We start from the raw sequence: 19,335 nt of genomic DNA, 5'->3' as shown, positions 1-19,335 counted from the left end.
AAACAAAAAATGTCTACAAGCCATAACAAATAGACTTGTAGACATTAATTTTTTTGTCGCACAAGCTCCACCTTCCTTCTCATATAACGCTTACGAGGTTAGCTGTCGGATTCGGGCCTGTGAGTAGCCCTACCTCTTTTGCAAGGATTCACCCCTTGAATTATATATCAATCCACAAAAACGGTTCCCCCGTACCATCAGGTTTCAGCGATTTAGAAATTCGAAACTGTCGATTATCATACTCCCTTATTTAGAAAAAGTAAACAAAAATTTTTAAACAATAGCTTAAATTTTTAGAAATAGAAAAATTGTGATGATTATATAGGATATTACTTCGTAAATGAATATAATGCATCATATAAAATTAGCTTTTGAAGTTTTTACACCACAATCAAATTATTTATATATACGCTATCTATTAATGAATAGACTTCACCTTTTTTCAATTACAGTATACATATATCTAGACCCATCGATTACTTCTATCAGTTCCCCTATTAATACTCCTATTGTTCGAAATATTAAATCTAAAACCCGTTTTATTTGTAGGATTTCCTTACTTTTTGTCGAATATATTCAATAGGAGGAGGAATATTACATGATTTTCAAGGGATTCTTCATTAATCTATCCATTTTTGCTTTCCTAGTTAGCTCAGCTATATTTATTCGAGTGTTGATTTTGAATATTAATTCTAAATTAAACCAGCTATATGGAGGAGTAGTTGCCGGTATCATAGCTGCTATTTTGATGGTCTTTAATTTTAAGCACATGGGATTGTTTTATGATCTCCGAATGGCTCCTCTTATAATTTCGTACATTTATTTTGGTCGTACGGCTGGTTGGATTACAATAACATTTATTATAATTATGCGCATTTTCTATCTTGGTGGTAATTGGGGACCATCTTTGATTGTGTCTTTAGGAATAGCTACTATATATACTATTTTTGAAACATATCTCAAGAAGCTTCATCCCTTTAAGAGAGTCTTTCTCTATCTAGCTGTTTATATAGCTATGATCCATTTGGTATTCGGGTTCTTTTTTCCTTCTATACCTCTTATACTTTTTGACATTCAAGGTACATTATTTATATCTTCTGGACTATTGATCAGTATTTTTCTTATGGAGTCCTATCAAAAATTATATTATTTAACACAAAATTTAACTAAAGCGAATGAAACATTACTAGAATCCAAGCAAGAATTAAGGGATACCGTACATGAATTGCAAGGAGGTATTTTTAAATTTAAAAAAGAAAATGGGGATTTTATCCACACTTTATGTGATGGGCAGTTATTTTATCACCATGGGTTTCACTCCAAACAAGTGGTAGGAAAAAGTTTACTGACCATAGATTCTTCCATTGTTCCATTTCATTTACTTCCTCGACTATTAAAATATTATCAACAGGCATGGGATGGTGAAGAAGTCAATTTCGAACTGCCATGGCCAAATGATGAGACTATTATCCTTTTCTCTCTTAGGCCTGTTAAACGAGAAGGAACAGTTATTGAGGTAGTTGGTTCTACTGTTGATATAACGAAAAGAAAAAATGCGGAAGATGAACTAAAGGTGACGAAAGAACGGCTGGAATCATTTATAAATCATAACGTAGATGCTATCACTATATTTGATTTAGACGGACACATGATACAAGCCAATAAAGCTTATGAAAAGATATTTGGATGGTCAGAAAAAGAAATCTTGGGGGAAAAATTACCTTGCGTACCAGATTTTTTAATGGATCAAACTCTAGAAAATATTAAAAACATTACCGCAAAAGATCCTCTTATTACTAAGTTAGAAACAGTGCGACAACGCAAGGACAAAACTCTCATTGATGTAAGCTTGACGGTTTCACCCATTCTAGATTTAAGGGGCAATGTAATTGCTTTATCAGGAATTTGTAGAGACATTTCTGAAAGGAAACAAGCAGAAAGAGAACTCCATCGATTACATCAACAATTAAAAGACAGTGAAATGAAATACCGTGCACTAATCGAACAAGCAACTGACGCAGTATATGTAGTAGAGCTGAATGAGGATCAACTTCCAACAGGATTTATAGAGGTAAATCCTGTTGGGTGTAAAAGATTTGGATATAGTAGAGAAGAGCTTCTCTCGATGCCATTTTCTAGTACCGTTCCGCCAGATTCTCCAATGGTCAAAAGAGTAATAGAAAAAATTAGAGAAGGGCAAACTTCTTTCACTTTGCAAGATGAATTTGTTTTTCCAACAGGAAAAACAATAACAACTGAGTTTGGTGTCCGTGTTTTTAACTTGAATGGCAAAAACGTTTTCTTAAGTATCTCTCGAGATATCACGGAACGGTTAAAAACAGAAGAATTATTAAGAAAATCGGAAAAACTTGCTGTAGTAGGTCAATTAGCCACTGCAATTGCCCATGAAATTAACAATCCTTTAACAGCAATGAAAGGATTCATGCATTTACTAAAATCAACAGAAAATAAGGACAATGAGCATTATATAGATATCGTGTTATCAGAGATTGAGCGAATAGACAGTATTACAAATGAATTTATGGCGCTAGCAAAGCCTCAGGCGTTAGAAATTAAAACAAATGATCTTAATGTATTAATGGAACAAGTTGTAATGATACTTCAGCCTCAAGCAATGATGAACAACATACAAATTACAACTGAGTTTACATCTGATACTTCATTCATCCTTTGTGAAGGAAATCAATTAAAGCAAGTTTTTATAAATATCTTAAAAAATGCGATTGAAGCGACAGCAATGGGAGGGGAAATCTTGATTCAAATCGAATATATACCTGATAAAAACCAGGTAAACATTCGATTTACTGATTACGGATGCGGAATTGAAAAAGATCGTATACCTTATCTAGGAGAGCCATTTTATAGTATTAAAGAAGATGGTATCGGTTTAGGATTAATGATCTGTTATAAAATGATTGAAAAGCACCAAGGAAAGATACTTATTGACAGCGAAGTTGGGAAAGGAACAATAGTTAATATAAATCTTCCCATAGCTACTCTCAAAAATTAAAGCTCTTATTCATCTTTTTAGGTACACCCTTTCACCATGAAATGAAAAATAAAAACATCTCAAAAGCGAAAAAGTTTCTTTTCTATAGTTTAGAAAAAGAAACTTTTTCTCTTTTGAATATTATGAATAATTTGTTTTTCGAAAGCAAAGAACAATATCTATTAGAAGCTGGTGATGGTGTAAAAATACTAGCAAATTTGAAACATAAATGGGAAAATTTTTAGATATGGTGAATTATTCCTAGAATCGTTGCCGTATCTTAATAAGGTCATCCTTGTCGCACAGACAATTGGTATACCAAACATGATTGTAATACACAGATCGATCAAATGAACTTAATAGAAAAAGAAAGAGAGGACCTTTCTGGTAAGAGCTCCTCTCTTTTCATATTAATTTGTGTCATGTATAAGTTTATTTCTTATTGATTCACGTACGTATCAAACCATAAATGGATATATCCATCTGTAATACGCTGTTCTTCCATTAAACGTTTTCCCGTTACCGGTGTTACTTCAGCACGCCATTTATCAGCAGAATTTTGTGATACAGCTGCTTTTAGGAACCAACCTTTCGTTGAACTTTAAGGTGAGAGTTTTACTATCGGCGAATAGCGGGATAAAATATTGAATGTTCATATACAATTACCTAATTTGTACTTTTTTATATCCACCTTCTTTTTTGAGACCGTTCATTTTTAAATTCACATAATAAACCAATCTAAATATAAACGGAAACAACAAAGAGCCTACAAGGGATGGAATGAATATTTTATTAAAAAGTGAAGCTATCCCAAAAAGAATCACCGCAAAAAAGTAGCCTACAATTGCACTCCAATAAACAAAACGTGCAAATTTAATTTGGAACGTATCACCTTTTTTGCAAGGTTTACCGAACATAACTTGGACAAATTTAATCAATGCAATCACCTCTCCTTATGCTGTAGCTTGTTTCAAGAGACAACAAGCCAATTATATCTCATTTACAGTAACTCACTTGGAAATGTCTCCTCAAAAACCCGTCACACCAGCAGGTCTACGAATCTCTCTATAGACTGTTGGAATGTTCGCTTACAGCATCTCTTCATAAACTTTTAAATTTTGATAAATAATTTTTAACAATGGCGCATCTATATGAAATTGTTTTGCTAATTTCAGCAAATATCCTTGTAAGTACTCCCCCTCGATAGGTGAATCTTTCTCCATATCCCGCTGCATAGAAGATTTCATATCATATGAAATCTTATCAATCGTCTTCATATGTTCGTCAACAATATTATCCTGAATTGGGGCTCCAGATGCTTTCATAATCTGTGCTGCTTCTTCAAATAAATTCCGAATCAAGTCCCGTCCCCCATCACTTTCACGGATTGGTCCTATTGGTGCGCGCATTAGCGTAGTCACACCTGACATAACAGTAATAAATAAATATTTATGCCACATATCTTGCACGATATGATTACTCAAAACAAAACTTGCTTTTGTACCCTTTAATGTATTGGCAATCCCATATATTCGCTCTGTATGTAGATGTTTAATTTTCCCAAATACAAGTCGGTCAGCAGAGCTAGTTTGAACAACATCTCCCTCACCGTTTAATGTTGTTTCAATAAAACACAAACCTCCAATAACTTTATCCTCACCAAATACCCGTTGTAATGCAGATAGATGGGCTATACCATTTAGTAGTGGTATAATAATTGTGTTCTCACCAACAAATGGCTTCAAATCGTTTATTGCTTCTTCTAAATGATAAGTTTTTGTTGAAAATAAAATTAAATCGAATGGATCTGCGGATTCAGTTTTTGTGATTAATTGTGGTATAAAGGAGAAATCTCCATTTATGCTACGAATAACAAGACCATTTTTCTCAAGCTGTTGTTTTCGCCCACTACGAACGAGAAAAGTAACGTCTTCCCCTTTTTCTACTAAACGGCCTCCAAAATATCCTCCGACTCCTCCAGCTCCTAGTACTAAAATACGCATATAGAACTCCCCTTTTCCAAACATGAAAATTTCACTTCCTTGTAGCATAACTATATTATACATCTGACTCGTTAATTAAACAGAAGATTCAACTTTTTAATAAGGTTTTATTTTAAAAATTATGTATTATAAACTTAGTAAAGACTTGTATAGTTAGAAAGGATGAGAAGAAATGCAATATCCAATGTTCTTATCTAAAAGATTAACAATACGCCCATTTGAATTAGATGATGCTCCGAGAGTTCAAGAATTAGCAGGCGATAAAGAGATTGCGAAAACTACTACAATTATTCCTCACCCTTATCCAGATGGCTGGGCAGAAGAGTGGATTACCTCTACTCATACAGCTATGGATAAGGGAGACAGTTTTCACTTTGCAATGGTTAATGAGCAAAATATGCTCATCGGTTGTATTTACCTTTTTATTAACAAAAAACACAATAAAGGAGAATTAGGATACTGGCTGGGTAAATCATATTGGGGTAAAGAATACTGCACGGAAGCCGGTCAGGTCATCATTACATATGCATTTGAAGAATTACAGCTAAATCGTATTTACGCCGATGCTTTCACTAAAAACCCAGCTTCTTCTAAAGTTATGCAAAAATTAGGCTTGAAATATGAAGGCACATTTAAACAAAGTTGTTTGTACTGGGGGGTTTATGAAGATACTGTTGTTTATGGTTTAACAAGATCTGATTATAACAAAAGTAAGTAGCTTCTCTTCTTTTTAGAAATTCAAGAACTATATATACGAGCTGCTGCAAACAAGCAATGTGTAGTCTTTTTCATTATCTAAATAGAAATTTTAAAAACGGATCCTCTCTTTTACGATTAGATCCGCTTTTTTATTAAAATGAAATATTATCCTAGTTTAACTTTATTTTCTTCTTCAATTTTTTCTAATGCAGTAGCCACTTGCTCTTCTGTTAATTCATGCTCTGCCACATAACGATTGCGCGGATGTACACGGCATTCGTGTGAACATGCACGTAAATATTTCTCTTCATTTTCTTCCGAGCATAAGATTTGTTTGTTACATTCTGGATTTGCACAATTTACATATCGCTCACATGGTTCTTTGGTAAAGTGGTCTTTACCAACAATAACATGTTCTTTTTGGTTTACTGGTACACCAATACGCTCATCGAATACGTAACATTGTCCATCCCATAGTTCACCTTGCACTTCAGGGTCTTTTCCGTACGTTACAATCCCGCCGTGAAGCTGACTTACATCCTCAAATCCTTCACGCACTAACCATCCTGAAAACTTCTCACAGCGAATACCACCTGTACAATATGTTAAAATCTTTTTACCTTCGAACATTTCCTTATTTTCATCAATCCAATCTGGTAATTCGCGGAATGATTTAATATCAGGTTTAATCGCGCCTCTAAAATGCCCTAGCTCATATTCATAATCATTTCTTGCATCTATGATAACTGTATTTTCTTCCTTCATTGCTTCATAAAACTCTTTTGCTTCTAAATACTTACCTGTTGTTTCTTTCGGATTGATATCATCTTCTAAACGAAGTGTAACAAGCTCTGAACGAGGGCGCACATGCATTTTTTTGAACGCATGTTCATCAGCTTCATCCACTTTAAACACGATTCCAGTAAAACGTGGGTCGTTCTTCATTGCTTCCATATATTTCTCTGTTTGTTCAATAGTACCTGAAGCAGTTCCATTAATTCCTTCTCCTGCTACAAGAATTCTTCCTTTTAACTCAAGTGAATTACAAAATTCTAAATGCTGAGCAGCAAATTCTTCCGGATTCTCAATTGTAGTGTACATGTAGTACAGTAACACTCTGTATGGTTTTGTATTTGACATTTTATTTTTACCACCTATCTAATTCGATATTTTAAAATCATGTATAAGTTAACGATCATATCGGAACATATAAGAATAAGAAAAGATATGTTAACTATTGTTCAAATAACTTTCTCCTATTTGCAATGTTTTCCTATAAGTTAACGCAAATGAAAAACGAGATTACATCACAATCCAATAGAGTTGTGATGTAATCCCAATATATTATATAACATACAAATTGGTTTCCAGCAATTAATATGCTGTGTTCTCTATTTTATCATTGAAAAACATGCCTTTTTCTAATCCATATTATAGATTAACTCTCTTTATCCACCTAAACTCCAAAAAGTTACAACTACATATTCGATGTTTTATTCATTTTTGTTAAATAATTATCTATTCCTCAATTCTAGCACACCTTTTATTGTACACTGTCATATAATTTGCATTAAGGAAACATTTGTGTTCAAATAAAAAAATCAACTAAAACATCTAAATGTATTGAAATAGATAGTAAGAATAAATACAATAATTGCATCATGCTAAGAAACTAAAGGGGAAAACTACTATGAATAAAAATATAACAAAAGATGAACATATCCCTTCTCAAAGTACAACCGTTCAATCTGCTCATCTAGCTTTAAGTGGTGAAACAAAGGGACTAAAAAAATTATTACCTTTTCTAGGACCTGCATTCATCGCATCTGTTGCTTATATTGATCCAGGGAACTTCGCTACAAATATTGCAGCTGGATCACAATATGGTTATTTACTACTTTGGGTAATTCTCGCTTCCAATTTAATGGCCGTTTTAATTCAGTCTCTATCAGCGAAACTCGGGATTGCTACTGGTAAAAACCTTCCAGAAGTTGCTCGCGAACATTTCCCAAAACCCGTTTCAATTGGTTTATGGATACAGGGTGAACTCGTTATTATGGCTACTGATTTAGCCGAGTTTATCGGTGCTGCTTTAGGATTATATTTGCTATTTGGCATTCCAATGTTACCTGCTGCTTTAATCACAGCAATCGGATCATTCATTATTCTTGAATTTCAGCGCAGAGGCTTCCGCCCATTAGAAGCTGTTATTACAGGGATGGTCTTTATTGTTGTTGTTGCATTTGGTGTACAAATGTTTTATGCGAAACCAGAGCTAAGTCCCCTTCTTTCGGGACTATTTATTCCTAAATTTCAGGGTATAGATAGTATTTTACTTGCAGCTGGGATTTTAGGTGCAACAGTAATGCCACATGCAATTTATCTACATTCTGCCTTAACGCAGCGCCGCGTAGTTGGGACAACAGATGAACAGCGCAAAAAGATTTTTCGCTTTGAATTCATTGATATCATTATTGCAATGGTGATTGCTGGAGCAATTAACGCAAGTATGCTAATCGTAGCAGCTGCCTTGTTCTTCAAAAACGGATTACATGTTGAAGATTTAGACGTTGCTTTTAATGAATTTAGCAACTTAGTTGGACCTGTATCAGCCAGCCTTTTCGGAATTGGATTGTTGGCTGCTGGTTTATCTAGTTCTTCCGTCGGTACAATGTCTGGTGATATTATTATGCAAGGATTTATCCGCATGCATATTCCTTTATATGTAAGACGCTTTATTACAATGATCCCGCCCCTTGTTATTATCGCTTTAGGTGTGAATCCAACTTACGCTCTTGTTATGAGTCAAGTTATACTATCATTTGGAATCGCATTTGCATTAGTACCTCTTATTATGTTTACAAGTAGCAAAAAGATTATGGGTGTACTAGTGAATCATCGCATTACAAACGCAATTGCCTGGTTAATTGCCGGGCTCATTATTGCTTTAAACATTTTCTTACTGTATCAAACATTTACTGGTTAATAAAAATTCCCCTCTGCTTGAAATGCAGAGGGGAATTTTTATTAGAAAGGTGAAATAACATCTCCTACCGGTACCTCATTTCCATTCTCCATACGAACGCCACCTTTTGGCATAGCTGGCCCATCAATATCCCGAAAATATAATGGCAAGCCTTCCGAAAGAAACATGCTCGTATTGGATGGATTTTGCCGCTGATGATGAATATGCAAATGTGGCTCACTGGAACTTCCTGAATTTCCAACTTGGGCAAGGCTTTCTCCTTTTGTTACATGTTGTCCCTCCTTCACTCGTACCGATCCTTTCTTCAAATGCGCAAGAATAAGATATGTTCCTGTTTCATCTAAGCGTAAGTATATGTGATTGCCAGTCATAGAATCAAAGTCATCAGTTCCCGGTTTCAAGTCAGGTTCATCATTATTGATGGATACAACCATTCCAGAAGCCGGAGTGATTACCTCTGCTCCATATATACCGTAGTCTTCTAGCTTTGAGCTTTTTATCCCAGCCGGAGGAACAAGAAGATCATATGCCCAGCGTTCAAAGGGTACCATGACGTGAGGATAGTTTGTTTCGATTCGATCTCCTCCCCATCCGACTAACGCGGCTTGATTCAACGGAAGACGAACCATTGCTTTCGGGGTTGCCGAATGAACATCTGCTGGATAAGCAATTTGCCCTATCCCGGCAAACCAACATGCTGGCCAAGCTCCAACTATGGATAAAACAAAAATAAAAATAATTGTTTTATCTAAACAATTTCTAGAAAATAAATTTCGTGCAATTAAAATAACTGAAATGGTTAGGATAATGATAGAAAAAACACTAAAAACTTGTACTCCCCACCAAGCGAAGATTGATACAACACCCCTAGCAAAATAAATTGATCCCCAACTTATAAACAAAACGATAAATAAAATTGTAAGTATTATTTTCTTCCACATGCTGTATCCTCCGTTTCTATATCTTCATTCGTTATGATACAAAACAAATTTTAAGACCTATGAAAGAAATACTTACGACTTTCTTACAATTCTTCTTTATATTCTGGTAAGAGGATCGTGAATGTTGTTTCTTCATTGCTACTACATACCGTTATATCCCCTTCATGAAGCTGAGCAATACTTTTAGCAATAGCCAGCCCCATTCCTTTTCCACCAGTATGAGCATTCCTTGATTTTTCTCCACGGTAAAATTTTTCAAATATATATGGAAGATCTTCTTTTGAGATACATTGTCCATAGTTTTTAATTTTTATTTCGACATTCGGTTTTTTCTGTAGAATTTGAATGATAATTTTCTTTCCTGATTTCCCATACGAAATACTATTACTGATCACATTTTGTATTAACCTTACTATTACATGTATATCCGCTTCAATTTGCAAATTTTGTTTACACTCAATCTCAAAGTGCAGCTTTGCCTCATCTAATTGTGGTACAAAATCAATCATGATTTGTTCTATTAATGCTTTAACTCCTATTATCTCTTTATGTAACTGAATTTCCTTGTAGTTTATATGACAATATTCTAGTAAATCATCTATTTGATTCTTTAACTCATCACTTTTTCGCTTTAATACTGCTACATATTGATTGCATTCCTCTACATTTGAATGAAGCTTACTTTCTACTAAATCAACATAACCTATTAAAGATGTTACAGGTGTTCGTAAATCATGGGAGATATTATGAATCATTTCATTTTTCATTTCTTGTGATCGTTTTTCTTTCTCAATCGATTCCTTTAAACTTTCAGCCATCCCATTAATATTCGTTGCTAATTCTCCAATCTCATCACTTTTCAAAACAGGTATATGTACTTCTAAATTGCCTTTGCTTATTTGTTTCACACTATGATTGATTTGTTCTATTCGTTTTACTGTACTCTTTGACAATAATAAGAAAAAGAGTGAGGTTAAAATGAGAAAAATAACAAAATAGATAAAGGAATATTTTTCTTCGTACCTAGCAACATCTGCATATATACTTCCAACCAAACTTTGAAATAGTATAATGCATATGGTAGCGAATAAAATGCTACATATAAAAGCAAGAAAAAATTTCATCCTAATCCCTTGCAATAATTTAATCTTCAATTTTGTATCCGACTCCCCAAACATTTTGTATAATTTTTGATTCCTTTGGATTTTCTTCTATCTTATTTCTTAATCTTGCAATATGAACCATGACAGTATTATTACTTTCATAGGAAGTTTCTCCCCACACACTTTCAAATATTTCTTCTAATGTGAATACTCGATTTCGATGTTTTGCCATCAGATGCAATATATCATATTCCGTTTTTGTAAGATTGATTAACTTTCCATATATTGTTACCTTTCTAGATAGTTGATCTATTTCTAATCCTCTAATTTGAATTTTCTGTTCATGTAGTTGACTTGGAATTTGGTTGAAATATGTATACCTTCTTAATTGTGCTTTCACCCGTGCCACGAGCTCAATCATACTAAATGGTTTTACAATGTAATCATCTGCTCCTGTACTTAATCCAATGACTTTGTCTATATCCGACGATTTTGCACTTAGGAAAATAACTGGGATGTTATACTTTTCCCTAGTTTTTCTACATACTTCAACTCCATCCATTCCGGGCATCATAATATCAAGAATGACCAACTGAATGTCATTCGTATCTAATATATACAATGCCTCTTCTCCATTATAAGCTCTTAAGACTTTAAACCCTTCTTGTTTCAACTGCACCTCAATGAATTGAACAATATCTGCGTCATCATCTACGATTAATATAGATTGTTGTTTCATAGTCCATCCTCTTCAATGTTATTTGAAATATATTCCACACACCTATATTAACATGTGATAAAAGAGAATCATCATTTCTTTTTAATTAGATTTCCAAATTATCCTTATAATTATTTTCAGCACACTTTTAATCTTGTTTTACTTACAATCAAAATAAAAATGCACGTCAGCATACAATAGAGCCACTTATATAAAGATCGATTAAAAAACATTTTGATGCATTTTATTATTACTCTAAGTCATTGTTAAAAATTTGATATTTTCTAATTTCAATACAAACTAATGAATATCTAGTTTTATAGGAGTGAGAGAATGTTCCCTATATTAGAAACAGAACGGCTAATTTTGAGAGAACTTACAGAATCCGATGCACAAAGTATATTAAATTGTTTTTCTAATACAGATGTATTACGTTACTATGGTCAAAACCCATTAAGAAATATAGAACAGGTAAAACAAATCATTAGAAATTTTGCAGAAAGTTATAATGAAAAACGTGGTATTAAATGGGGAATTGAGTTAAAAGGTAAGAAAGGTACTAGTATTATTGGAACAATTGGTTTTCACGATTGGTCTTCAGAACATAGAAGAGCCGAAATAAGTTATGCACTTTTCCCTGAGCAATGGGGAAATGGCTATGCTACTGAAGCAGTTTCTACAGTTATATCATATGGTTTTAATACTCTTAATTTAACACGTATCGGAGGAGTTGTTTTTCTTGAAAATGAATCATCAAATCACTTGTTAACAAAACTAGGATGTGAATGACCCCTCCTTAACACTCTTATCGATTACTTGTTGCTTTTGCATATCAGAACGTGTATACAATTGTTTGTTTTCCTTATATTTTCTTTGTTTATCTAAAAGAGCAGAGTTATAAATTTGACGACAATATTGTAGCCAACGATCTAACGTTTCTTTTTGTTCTTTAGTTGGGAAAATCTCGTATTTTTGGCTTAGCAACATTGTCATCCCCTCCCCCTTTTTTCGATATAGTTTTTCAGATTCCTAACACAAAACAGAATATACGTTCCCTTTTCTCCTAGTATACACAAAGTTACATAAAAAGGAAATAGAAACTTCGTGCTATGCACGACCAACGTTCATCTCCTCCCTATCACCTGGGCTATGCCCTACACGTGCTTGAGGAAGGGGACTTCTGTTGGAGTACTGTTAAAAAAGAGGGAATTCTGAAAAATTATATGTATCAAAATGATGTTCCACATGATACAAATGTTTATTCTTTACTGAAATCTATTTAATAGAAGGCATACACAATTCCTTTCATTAACAATATAATTTTCAAACTTAAATGCAAACTCTCCTTTGAAAAGCTTTTTCTAGATTTGTTTTAAAATAATTCTAAAATCCATAAAAAAAGAGCTAATGCCTCCATATCAAGCAATTCGCTCTTTTTTTATAGATTATTATTTTTTGCTTATAAACGCATGTTTATACGTATATCCCCCACCAAATTGATGCTTTTCAATGCCTTTTACATATTCCTTCTGTATATATGCCGAACCAGTATGATAAAGCGGGGCGATTGCAGCATCTTCCAATACTATTTGCTCCGCCTCTTGTAAGGCTTTCCATCTTTTCTGTTGGTCTAGTACAATATCATATTTTGCTTTCTTTATAAGGTCATCATAATAAGAATTCGAGTACCCCATCTTATTATTCGGATTATCTGTCGTAAATAATTCTAAGTAACTTATCGGGTCTTTATAATCTGGCCCCCATACTACCATAGATATATCATATTGTCCTGTTTGTTCTAGCTGTAATTTTTGCTTAAATGGTTGCTGTTTAATCTGCACTGTTAAACCTTGTAAATGCTTTTCTAAATCCCCTTTTATATATTCAGCTATACGTTTCGCATTATCTTGTTCAAATGTCAAGAACTCTACTGTGACACTTTCTATACCAAGTTCTTTTTTCGCATCTTCCCAAAGTTTTTTTGCTTTTTGCAAATCATAACCAGCAATATTTCCATTTTCCTTTCGAAAATCTTTTCCATTTGTTTCATTCGTATATCCTATTGGTATAAGACCTTGTGCAGGAACTGCGCCATTATTCATAAAATGACTTACAAATCCTTCTTTATTCAGTGCTAAAGAAATAGATTGACGAAATTTTTTATTTGCCAGAAAAGAATTTGCTTCATTAAAACGAAGCATCGCTATTGCGGACTCGCTTGCCATATGTAATTCTTTATTATCTTTATATCGATCTACAAACATAGAATTTATAGGAACTCGATCAAGACTACCAGATTCATATAAATTTACAGCTGTCATTGTATCTTTTACAATATGAAAGTTTATTTCATCTAGCTTCACTTTCCCCTTATCCCAATATGTATCATTTTTCTTTAATTGAAATTCTTGTTCATGCTTCCATTTTTCTAACACAAACGCTCCATTGTATATAAGATTATCTGGTTCTAATCCATAACGATCTCCTTGTTCTTTCACAAATGATTCATGCTGTGGTAAATAAATAGGCAACGCTAATAATTGCAATAAATAAGGGACAGGCTGCTCTAACTGTACTTCTAGCGTATAATCATCTAATGCCTTTACTCCTAGTCGATCAGTAGCCAATGTACCTTTATTAATTTCTTGTGCGTTTTTTATATAAAATAGCATGTATGCATATTGAGATGCTGTTCCAGGACTCAATGTCCGTTTCCACGAAAAAGTAAAATCATGTGCTGTTACCGATTCCCCATTTGACCATTTTGCATCTTTACGCAAATGGAATGTATATCTTTTCCCATCCTCACTTTTCTCAAATGACTTCGCCACACCAGGTACGGGCTTGTCTTGATTATCTAGCACATACAACCCTTCAAATATATTTTGCATCACATGTGATGATGTACCATCCATCACTTTCGCTGTATCAAGAGAAGGAATTTCTTCTGATACTGTTACATTTAACACTTGTTTTTGAGTCTCTTTATTAACTTTATTCGCTGTACTACTACAAGCCGATAAAATCAAAGATGTGACAAGTGTAATTACTAGTAAGCGGCTCTTTTTCTGCTTCATGAATTTTTCTCCTTAAATTCAAATAATATTATAAAACGTTATACATTATAACAGAAGGACCAGTATAAAGTCGTGATATTCTATTGAATATTTATTGTTTCACATAAAATTCACAGAAAAAACGCTTCCCTCTTGTATTTTATTAAAAAGGGGAGCGTTCGTTATCAATTCCTCTATTTCAACTACATCTTCAATCCTCGTTTATAACAACTTGCCTCAAAAATAATTCGCTCTTCATCTAATGTTTTACATTCACCATTCCACACAATATGTTTCCCATTAATTACAACATCAGATACATCTTTTCCACTTGCTGCATACACAAGGTGTGACAACACTTCTTCTGCTGGCTGTAGATGCGGCTTATTGGATGGATCAATTGTAATAAAGTCAGCACACTTTCCTACTTCAATGGAACCTGTTTGTTTCATCCCAATGACTTCTGCCGCTCCTTTTGTTGCGAGTGAAAGAGCTGTTTCAACTGGTAATGCAGTCGCATCTTTATGAATACCCTTTTGCAATAAAGTTGCAACTCGAAGCTCCTCAAACATATCTAAATTATTGTTAGATGCAACGCTATCTGTTGCAATACCAACTTTGATTCCCGCTTCTAACATTCCTTTAACATTCGCTATACCAGACCCTAATTTTAAATTGCTATTTGGATTGTGTGCTACACGAACGTCATGTTCCGCTAAGAATGCGCGCTCATCTTCATTTAACATAACGCCATGTGCAATAACTGTCGGTCTCTTAAATACACCACAGCTTGCTGCATATTCTACGGGACGTTTGCCATATTGCGCTTCAATATCGCGTACTTCACGCTCTGTTTCTGAAAGATGGATGTGAACCATCGTATGGTTTTCCACCGCGATTCTCGCACACTCTTCTAACATTTCAGTAGAGCATGCATATGGACTATGAGGAGCGACCATCGTTGTTAACATGCCGTTTTCACTGTAATATCGTTTTACATATTTTTCAGCATCTTGAATTGCTTTCTTTTCATCCTCTTTCGTTCCAAAGCTAAATAAAGTTCTTGAAACAGCCGCACGCATTCCACTATTACGAACCGTTTCCATAATCGCGTCCTGATCTACACCAATTGGATTAAACATATCAGAAAATGTTGTCGTCCCACTCTTCACCATTTCTAATAAACCAAGTTCTGTACTAGCAACCGCAAGCTCTGGCGTAAATTGACTTTCAAGTGGCCAAATTCTCGTTTCAAGCCAAGGCTGTAATAACATATCATCGCCAATTCCGCGTAAAAGACTCATCACAACATGCGTATGTGTATTCACAAGACCTGGAAATACCCATTTCCCTTTAAGATTTACTACTTCATCTACTTGATTTCCATTAGAGAATTCACCATTTCTCACTTCTATAATTTTACCATCTTCTACAAGAATATATCCGTTTTGTAACACTTCATTCTGTTCATTTAAAGTTACAATCGTAGCGCTTACATAAGCTGTTTTCAAAAGTATTTCCCCTCTCAACTCTATGAAGTACGTTCCCTTTGATAAGTTACCACCATTATAGTAACTTATTAAACATTAAGAGTCAAAAGATATTTCACTTCAGACAAATTCTATTGCATAAAGATATGCATTTTCTGTTTTAAAGTATAATATTGCCTATCATTTGTGTCTGCAAATGCTTCTTCTCTATTAGAAGGAATATCCATATAAGCTATCTCTTCAAAAAATTGTGTTGCTGTAAAATCATATCGCTTTCCATTTATAACATTGTAAAAGTGCCAACCTTCGCCAACTTGCGTCTTTTTTATTTCCCCTCCAAACAAATCATGTATAACAAGTGCTGTTACACCACATTGCCCTTTTGCCGGATTTTCTATCGTCCACTTTGAACTTGTTTCAAGTGACCAAGATTTCATTAAAATCTTGTAGATTTGTGCGATTTCAAAACCGTCCATTTCAGCATCTCCTATGTATACTCATTTTTATACATCATATTGCAAAAGTGGCAGAACACGATCTTTAAAAACTGTTGAAGGTGTCTCTCCAATCAATTTTGCACCCATTTTCATGTAGTAGCCTTTCGCATTTGGATCACTATCAATTGTAAAACTCTTAATTTCTAATTCAACTGCTTTTTCTACGACACTTTGCCATAGAATGTTACCATAACCCTTTCCCTTATAATTTGGATGTAAATATAAAAAATCGAGAACATCTTCTTCTTTTCGTTGAAATGAAAAAAAACCAATTTTCACTCCTTCATTTTCTAAAATATATACGTAGTGATTTTTAATATACTCTTCCGTAATCGTTAAATCTTCCTTACATGCTAGTATAAATTCTTCGCTATAATCCCAAGTTGCCTTTGATGTTAGTGCTATATGACTTAGTTCATTTGCCTCGTTTAATAATGCTTTCCTCACTACCATTTCTCCCTCTCCCTTTCCTTTAAATTACAAAAAGAACCCTTACTGATACTTTATCATAGTAAGAGTTCTCTCATCATTTTAATCTACCTTCGCTCCATAACACCTCGCCACAGCAACCGCCTGCGTTATATCCAATCTTACATTCTGTAAATCAAATGCTCTAAAGTCAATTCTATCCACTACAGCTCCTCTTAAATCTGCACCTATAAGCTTGGCTTTTCCTAATTGTGCACCTGTTAAATCAACATCACGTAAATCAGCTTTTTCTAAATTACACTCACAAAGATCCGCTTCAACTAAGCGAATACCCTTTAATTTTTGTTTACTTAAATTCGCAAATCTTAAATTTGTATATGACCAATCACCAAATACAATCGTTATTCCATCTAAATTCGCCTCTTCAAAATCAGAACCCGTCATTTTACATTCCTCAAACTTAGAAACAAATAAATTTGCTCCAGAAAATTTACAATTTGCAAACGTACTTCCCTGGTGAATTGAAGCATTAAAAAGAGCACCTGTGAAGTCACATTCTATGAAATTACAATTTTCCGTTACAATTTCTGATGCATCTACACCTCTAAAACGACACTTTATAAATGTACAATTTTTTAATTCCTCTTCTTTTATAGCAACATCGCGAAAATCTATTTCTATATACTCTTTATTTACAAATTCACTCATACTTTCCCTCCAAATTCCCAAAAAGAAACCTCACTACAACAAAAGTGAGGTTTCTTTTTATATAATATGTTCATCTAACCAAGAAATCAAATCTTGAAATACTTCATCCCTATTTACTTCATGGAACATTTCGTGCCTTCCATTTTCATATAGACGAAGTGTTACATCTTTCACACCGCAATTTTTATACATATCGTATACTTCTTTTACGCCTTTCCCCATATCTCCCACTGGATCACGATCTCCGGAAAAAATATGTATCGGGAGGTCTTTAGGTGTTTTTTTATATTCCTCTAGTTTATTCACTTCAAGCACACCGTTAAATAATTCACGATAAAAACTTGTTGAACAAATAAAACCACATAATGGATCTTCTATGTATCTATCAACTTGATTTGTATCTGAAGAAAGCCAATCAAACTTTGTACGATTCGGTTTAAAGTTCGAATTAAAATTTCCAAATGATAAAAAGTTCAACATTGGGCTTTTTGTTTTTGCACCACGAAGCTTCATTTCAACTGTTGCCACTCTATGACCTACTACACCTAAAAACCCAGGATTTCCACCTGTCCCAGAAATAAGGAATCCATCATATAGTTCACCACGAAGTTGTACAGCACGTCTAGATAAGAAAGAACCCATACTATGCCCTAATAAAAAAAGTGGACAAGTATGTTCATTACGAATAAGTTCCGATACAAAGATTATGTCAGTAACAGCTTGATCCCAGCCAATATTCGGTTCAAAATGGCCGTAATCCTCTTCTTGTTTTGCTGTTTTTCCATGTCCCCGGTGATCATGAGCATACACACCATAACCAGCTTTCAACAAAGCATCAATGCATTCTGTATAGACACCAGCATGTTCCGTCATACCATGTGCAATCTGTACAATTCCACGAAGTCCACTTTCCGGCAGCCACTTACGTAAATAAATTTCCGATCCATCCAATACCGTAACAAAGCTTTCCTGTATGTTCATTTTGACGGCCTCCAAATCTATATAATCTATTGCAGAACAATAGCAATCTATATCCTAAAAAAATGAATCACTATTCATTCTTCTTACTATGTATTATATGCAATTGTTTTCGTTATGACAAACACTGTATTTTCTAAACGAATCCTCAAATTATTTTATCTTGACGAACAATAAATATAATTATATAGTTACTTACGTAAAGTAATCATTATATTTTTAGGAGGTAGCAATTATGATACCATCATTATTTTTAGCACACGGCTCACCAATGCTTGCTATTCAAGATACAGATTATACACGTTTTCTAAAAACACTTGGAGAAACATATAAACCAAAAGCAATTGTTATTTTTACAGCACACTGGGAAACTGAAGTATTAACCATCTCATCTTCAGATAATGAATATGAAACCATTTATGATTTCGGCGGATTCCCTCCCGAAACGGATATATCTCCGTAAACTTTTATGTACATATTCTTCAAATATCATCCAAACCTTTAATTTTCAAACATATCACGCATTAAAGGTTCACTGTACATAAATAGGACGCTCACGATAAAATGTGTACATGTTGATTTGAAATAAAGTCGTACCGGTTTGAAGAAAGTTTAACCGTTTTAGAGGAAGATTTTTCAAGAAAACATTGTTGTTGCAAGGTTTATAAAAACTTTTGATCGAACTTTCTTATAAAATTTGTATACGGGGTAGCACCA

The 19,335-nt window shown here is 34.0% G+C and carries 17 protein-coding genes, 3 pseudogenes and 1 riboswitch; of the genes and pseudogenes, 6 read left to right on the top strand and 14 right to left on the bottom strand.

Going from position 1 to position 19,335, the window contains the following annotated elements; genetic code table 11:
- Positions 1-71 precede the first annotated feature (71 nt).
- Positions 72-220: riboswitch (cyclic di-AMP (ydaO/yuaA leader) on the bottom strand.
- Positions 221-598: 378 nt separating this feature from the next.
- On the top strand, positions 599-3,031 hold the full coding sequence (locus ACM6HU_RS12805; RefSeq protein WP_088094430.1) for a PAS domain S-box protein: 2,433 nt from the start codon (positions 599-601) through the stop codon (positions 3,029-3,031).
- Between the two features lie 418 nt (positions 3,032-3,449).
- Here ACM6HU_RS12805 and ACM6HU_RS12800 read toward each other — a convergent pair.
- The 3 genes and pseudogenes from ACM6HU_RS12800 to panE all read right to left on the bottom strand — a co-directional run.
- Positions 3,450-3,608, bottom strand: a pseudogene (locus tag ACM6HU_RS12800) (phospholipase); the annotation flags it as partial.
- A gap of 64 nt (positions 3,609-3,672) precedes the next feature.
- Positions 3,673-3,948: a hypothetical protein gene (locus ACM6HU_RS12795; protein ID WP_016114431.1), complete on the bottom strand. Its 276-nt coding sequence runs from the start codon at positions 3,946-3,948 to the stop codon at positions 3,673-3,675.
- Positions 3,949-4,098: 150 nt separating this feature from the next.
- Entirely contained in the window at positions 4,099-5,013 is a 915-nt protein-coding gene (panE, locus tag ACM6HU_RS12790; protein WP_275857785.1) for a 2-dehydropantoate 2-reductase, read from the bottom strand.
- A 172-nt stretch (positions 5,014-5,185) separates the two neighbouring features.
- Here panE and ACM6HU_RS12785 point away from each other — a divergent pair, with 172 nt between their 5' ends.
- Positions 5,186-5,731 (top strand): GNAT family N-acetyltransferase, encoded by a 546-nt coding sequence (locus tag ACM6HU_RS12785; protein WP_414848220.1) that lies wholly within the window; start codon positions 5,186-5,188, stop codon positions 5,729-5,731.
- A 146-nt stretch (positions 5,732-5,877) separates the two neighbouring features.
- Here ACM6HU_RS12785 and ACM6HU_RS12780 read toward each other — a convergent pair whose 3' ends face one another.
- A complete protein-coding gene (locus ACM6HU_RS12780) occupies positions 5,878-6,852 on the bottom strand; it encodes a rhodanese-related sulfurtransferase (protein ID WP_016114428.1) in 975 nt (324 codons plus the stop codon).
- A gap of 550 nt (positions 6,853-7,402) precedes the next feature.
- On the opposite strand from ACM6HU_RS12780, the gene ACM6HU_RS12775 reads away from it, so the two are divergent.
- Positions 7,403-8,698, top strand: coding sequence for an Nramp family divalent metal transporter (locus ACM6HU_RS12775; protein ID WP_016114427.1), 1,296 nt, complete (start codon positions 7,403-7,405; stop codon positions 8,696-8,698).
- Between the two features lie 41 nt (positions 8,699-8,739).
- Here ACM6HU_RS12775 and ACM6HU_RS12770 read toward each other — a convergent pair whose 3' ends face one another.
- From ACM6HU_RS12770 to ACM6HU_RS12760, 3 genes are all read right to left on the bottom strand, one after another.
- Complete coding sequence (locus tag ACM6HU_RS12770; protein ID WP_016114426.1) at positions 8,740-9,639, bottom strand: M23 family metallopeptidase; 900 nt, start codon at positions 9,637-9,639, stop codon at positions 8,740-8,742.
- An 83-nt stretch (positions 9,640-9,722) separates the two neighbouring features.
- On the bottom strand, positions 9,723-10,817 hold the full coding sequence (locus ACM6HU_RS12765) for a sensor histidine kinase (protein ID WP_033671115.1): 1,095 nt from the start codon (positions 10,815-10,817) through the stop codon (positions 9,723-9,725).
- On the bottom strand, positions 10,783-11,481 hold the full coding sequence (locus tag ACM6HU_RS12760; RefSeq protein ID WP_016114424.1) for a response regulator transcription factor: 699 nt from the start codon (positions 11,479-11,481) through the stop codon (positions 10,783-10,785). The genes ACM6HU_RS12765 and ACM6HU_RS12760 overlap by 35 nt, the downstream gene beginning before the upstream one ends.
- A gap of 312 nt (positions 11,482-11,793) precedes the next feature.
- On the opposite strand from ACM6HU_RS12760, the gene ACM6HU_RS12755 reads away from it, so the two are divergent.
- Positions 11,794-12,249: a GNAT family N-acetyltransferase gene (locus tag ACM6HU_RS12755; RefSeq protein ID WP_016114423.1), complete on the top strand. Its 456-nt coding sequence runs from the start codon at positions 11,794-11,796 to the stop codon at positions 12,247-12,249.
- On the opposite strand, the gene ACM6HU_RS12750 is transcribed toward ACM6HU_RS12755, so the two are convergent.
- On the bottom strand, positions 12,235-12,453 hold the full coding sequence (locus ACM6HU_RS12750) for a helix-turn-helix domain-containing protein (protein WP_077295453.1): 219 nt from the start codon (positions 12,451-12,453) through the stop codon (positions 12,235-12,237). The genes ACM6HU_RS12755 and ACM6HU_RS12750 overlap by 15 nt on opposite strands.
- A gap of 203 nt (positions 12,454-12,656) precedes the next feature.
- On the opposite strand from ACM6HU_RS12750, the pseudogene ACM6HU_RS12745 reads away from it, so the two are divergent.
- Positions 12,657-12,743, top strand: a pseudogene (locus ACM6HU_RS12745) (GNAT family N-acetyltransferase); the annotation flags it as partial.
- Positions 12,744-12,908: 165 nt separating this feature from the next.
- On the opposite strand, the gene ACM6HU_RS12740 reads toward ACM6HU_RS12745, so the two are convergent.
- The 6 genes from ACM6HU_RS12740 to ACM6HU_RS12715 all read right to left on the bottom strand — a co-directional run bounded on the left by ACM6HU_RS12740 (position 12,909) and on the right by ACM6HU_RS12715 (position 18,621).
- The gene (locus tag ACM6HU_RS12740; protein ID WP_016114421.1) at positions 12,909-14,537 is read right to left on the bottom strand and encodes a peptide ABC transporter substrate-binding protein; all 1,629 of its coding nucleotides are present in this window, start codon (positions 14,535-14,537) and stop codon (positions 12,909-12,911) included.
- Between the two features lie 182 nt (positions 14,538-14,719).
- Positions 14,720-16,045, bottom strand: a complete 1,326-nt coding sequence (locus ACM6HU_RS12735; protein ID WP_170927960.1) for a bifunctional S-methyl-5'-thioadenosine deaminase/S-adenosylhomocysteine deaminase — start codon at positions 16,043-16,045, stop codon at positions 14,720-14,722.
- Positions 16,046-16,137: 92 nt separating this feature from the next.
- Positions 16,138-16,482, bottom strand: coding sequence for a hypothetical protein (locus ACM6HU_RS12730; protein ID WP_016114419.1), 345 nt, complete (start codon positions 16,480-16,482; stop codon positions 16,138-16,140).
- A gap of 27 nt (positions 16,483-16,509) precedes the next feature.
- Positions 16,510-16,956, bottom strand: a complete 447-nt coding sequence (locus tag ACM6HU_RS12725) for a GNAT family N-acetyltransferase (protein ID WP_016114418.1) — start codon at positions 16,954-16,956, stop codon at positions 16,510-16,512.
- Positions 16,957-17,034: 78 nt separating this feature from the next.
- Positions 17,035-17,640 (bottom strand): pentapeptide repeat-containing protein, encoded by a 606-nt coding sequence (locus tag ACM6HU_RS12720; protein WP_016114417.1) that lies wholly within the window; start codon positions 17,638-17,640, stop codon positions 17,035-17,037.
- Positions 17,641-17,697: 57 nt separating this feature from the next.
- Entirely contained in the window at positions 17,698-18,621 is a 924-nt protein-coding gene (locus ACM6HU_RS12715) for an alpha/beta fold hydrolase (protein WP_016114416.1), read from the bottom strand.
- Positions 18,622-18,853: 232 nt separating this feature from the next.
- Between ACM6HU_RS12715 and ACM6HU_RS12710 the strand changes: the two are divergent.
- Positions 18,854-19,063, top strand: a pseudogene (locus tag ACM6HU_RS12710) (dioxygenase); the annotation flags it as partial.
- Positions 19,064-19,335 lie beyond the last annotated feature (272 nt).

Origin of the sequence: Bacillus sp. IT-79MI2 (assembly GCF_949768135.1) — a bacterium.
Classification (GTDB): Bacteria; Bacillota; Bacilli; order Bacillales; family Bacillaceae_G; genus Bacillus_A; species Bacillus_A pseudomycoides.
Note: the sequence above shows the minus strand (reverse complement) of the source record. Positions and strands in the feature narration are given on the sequence as shown.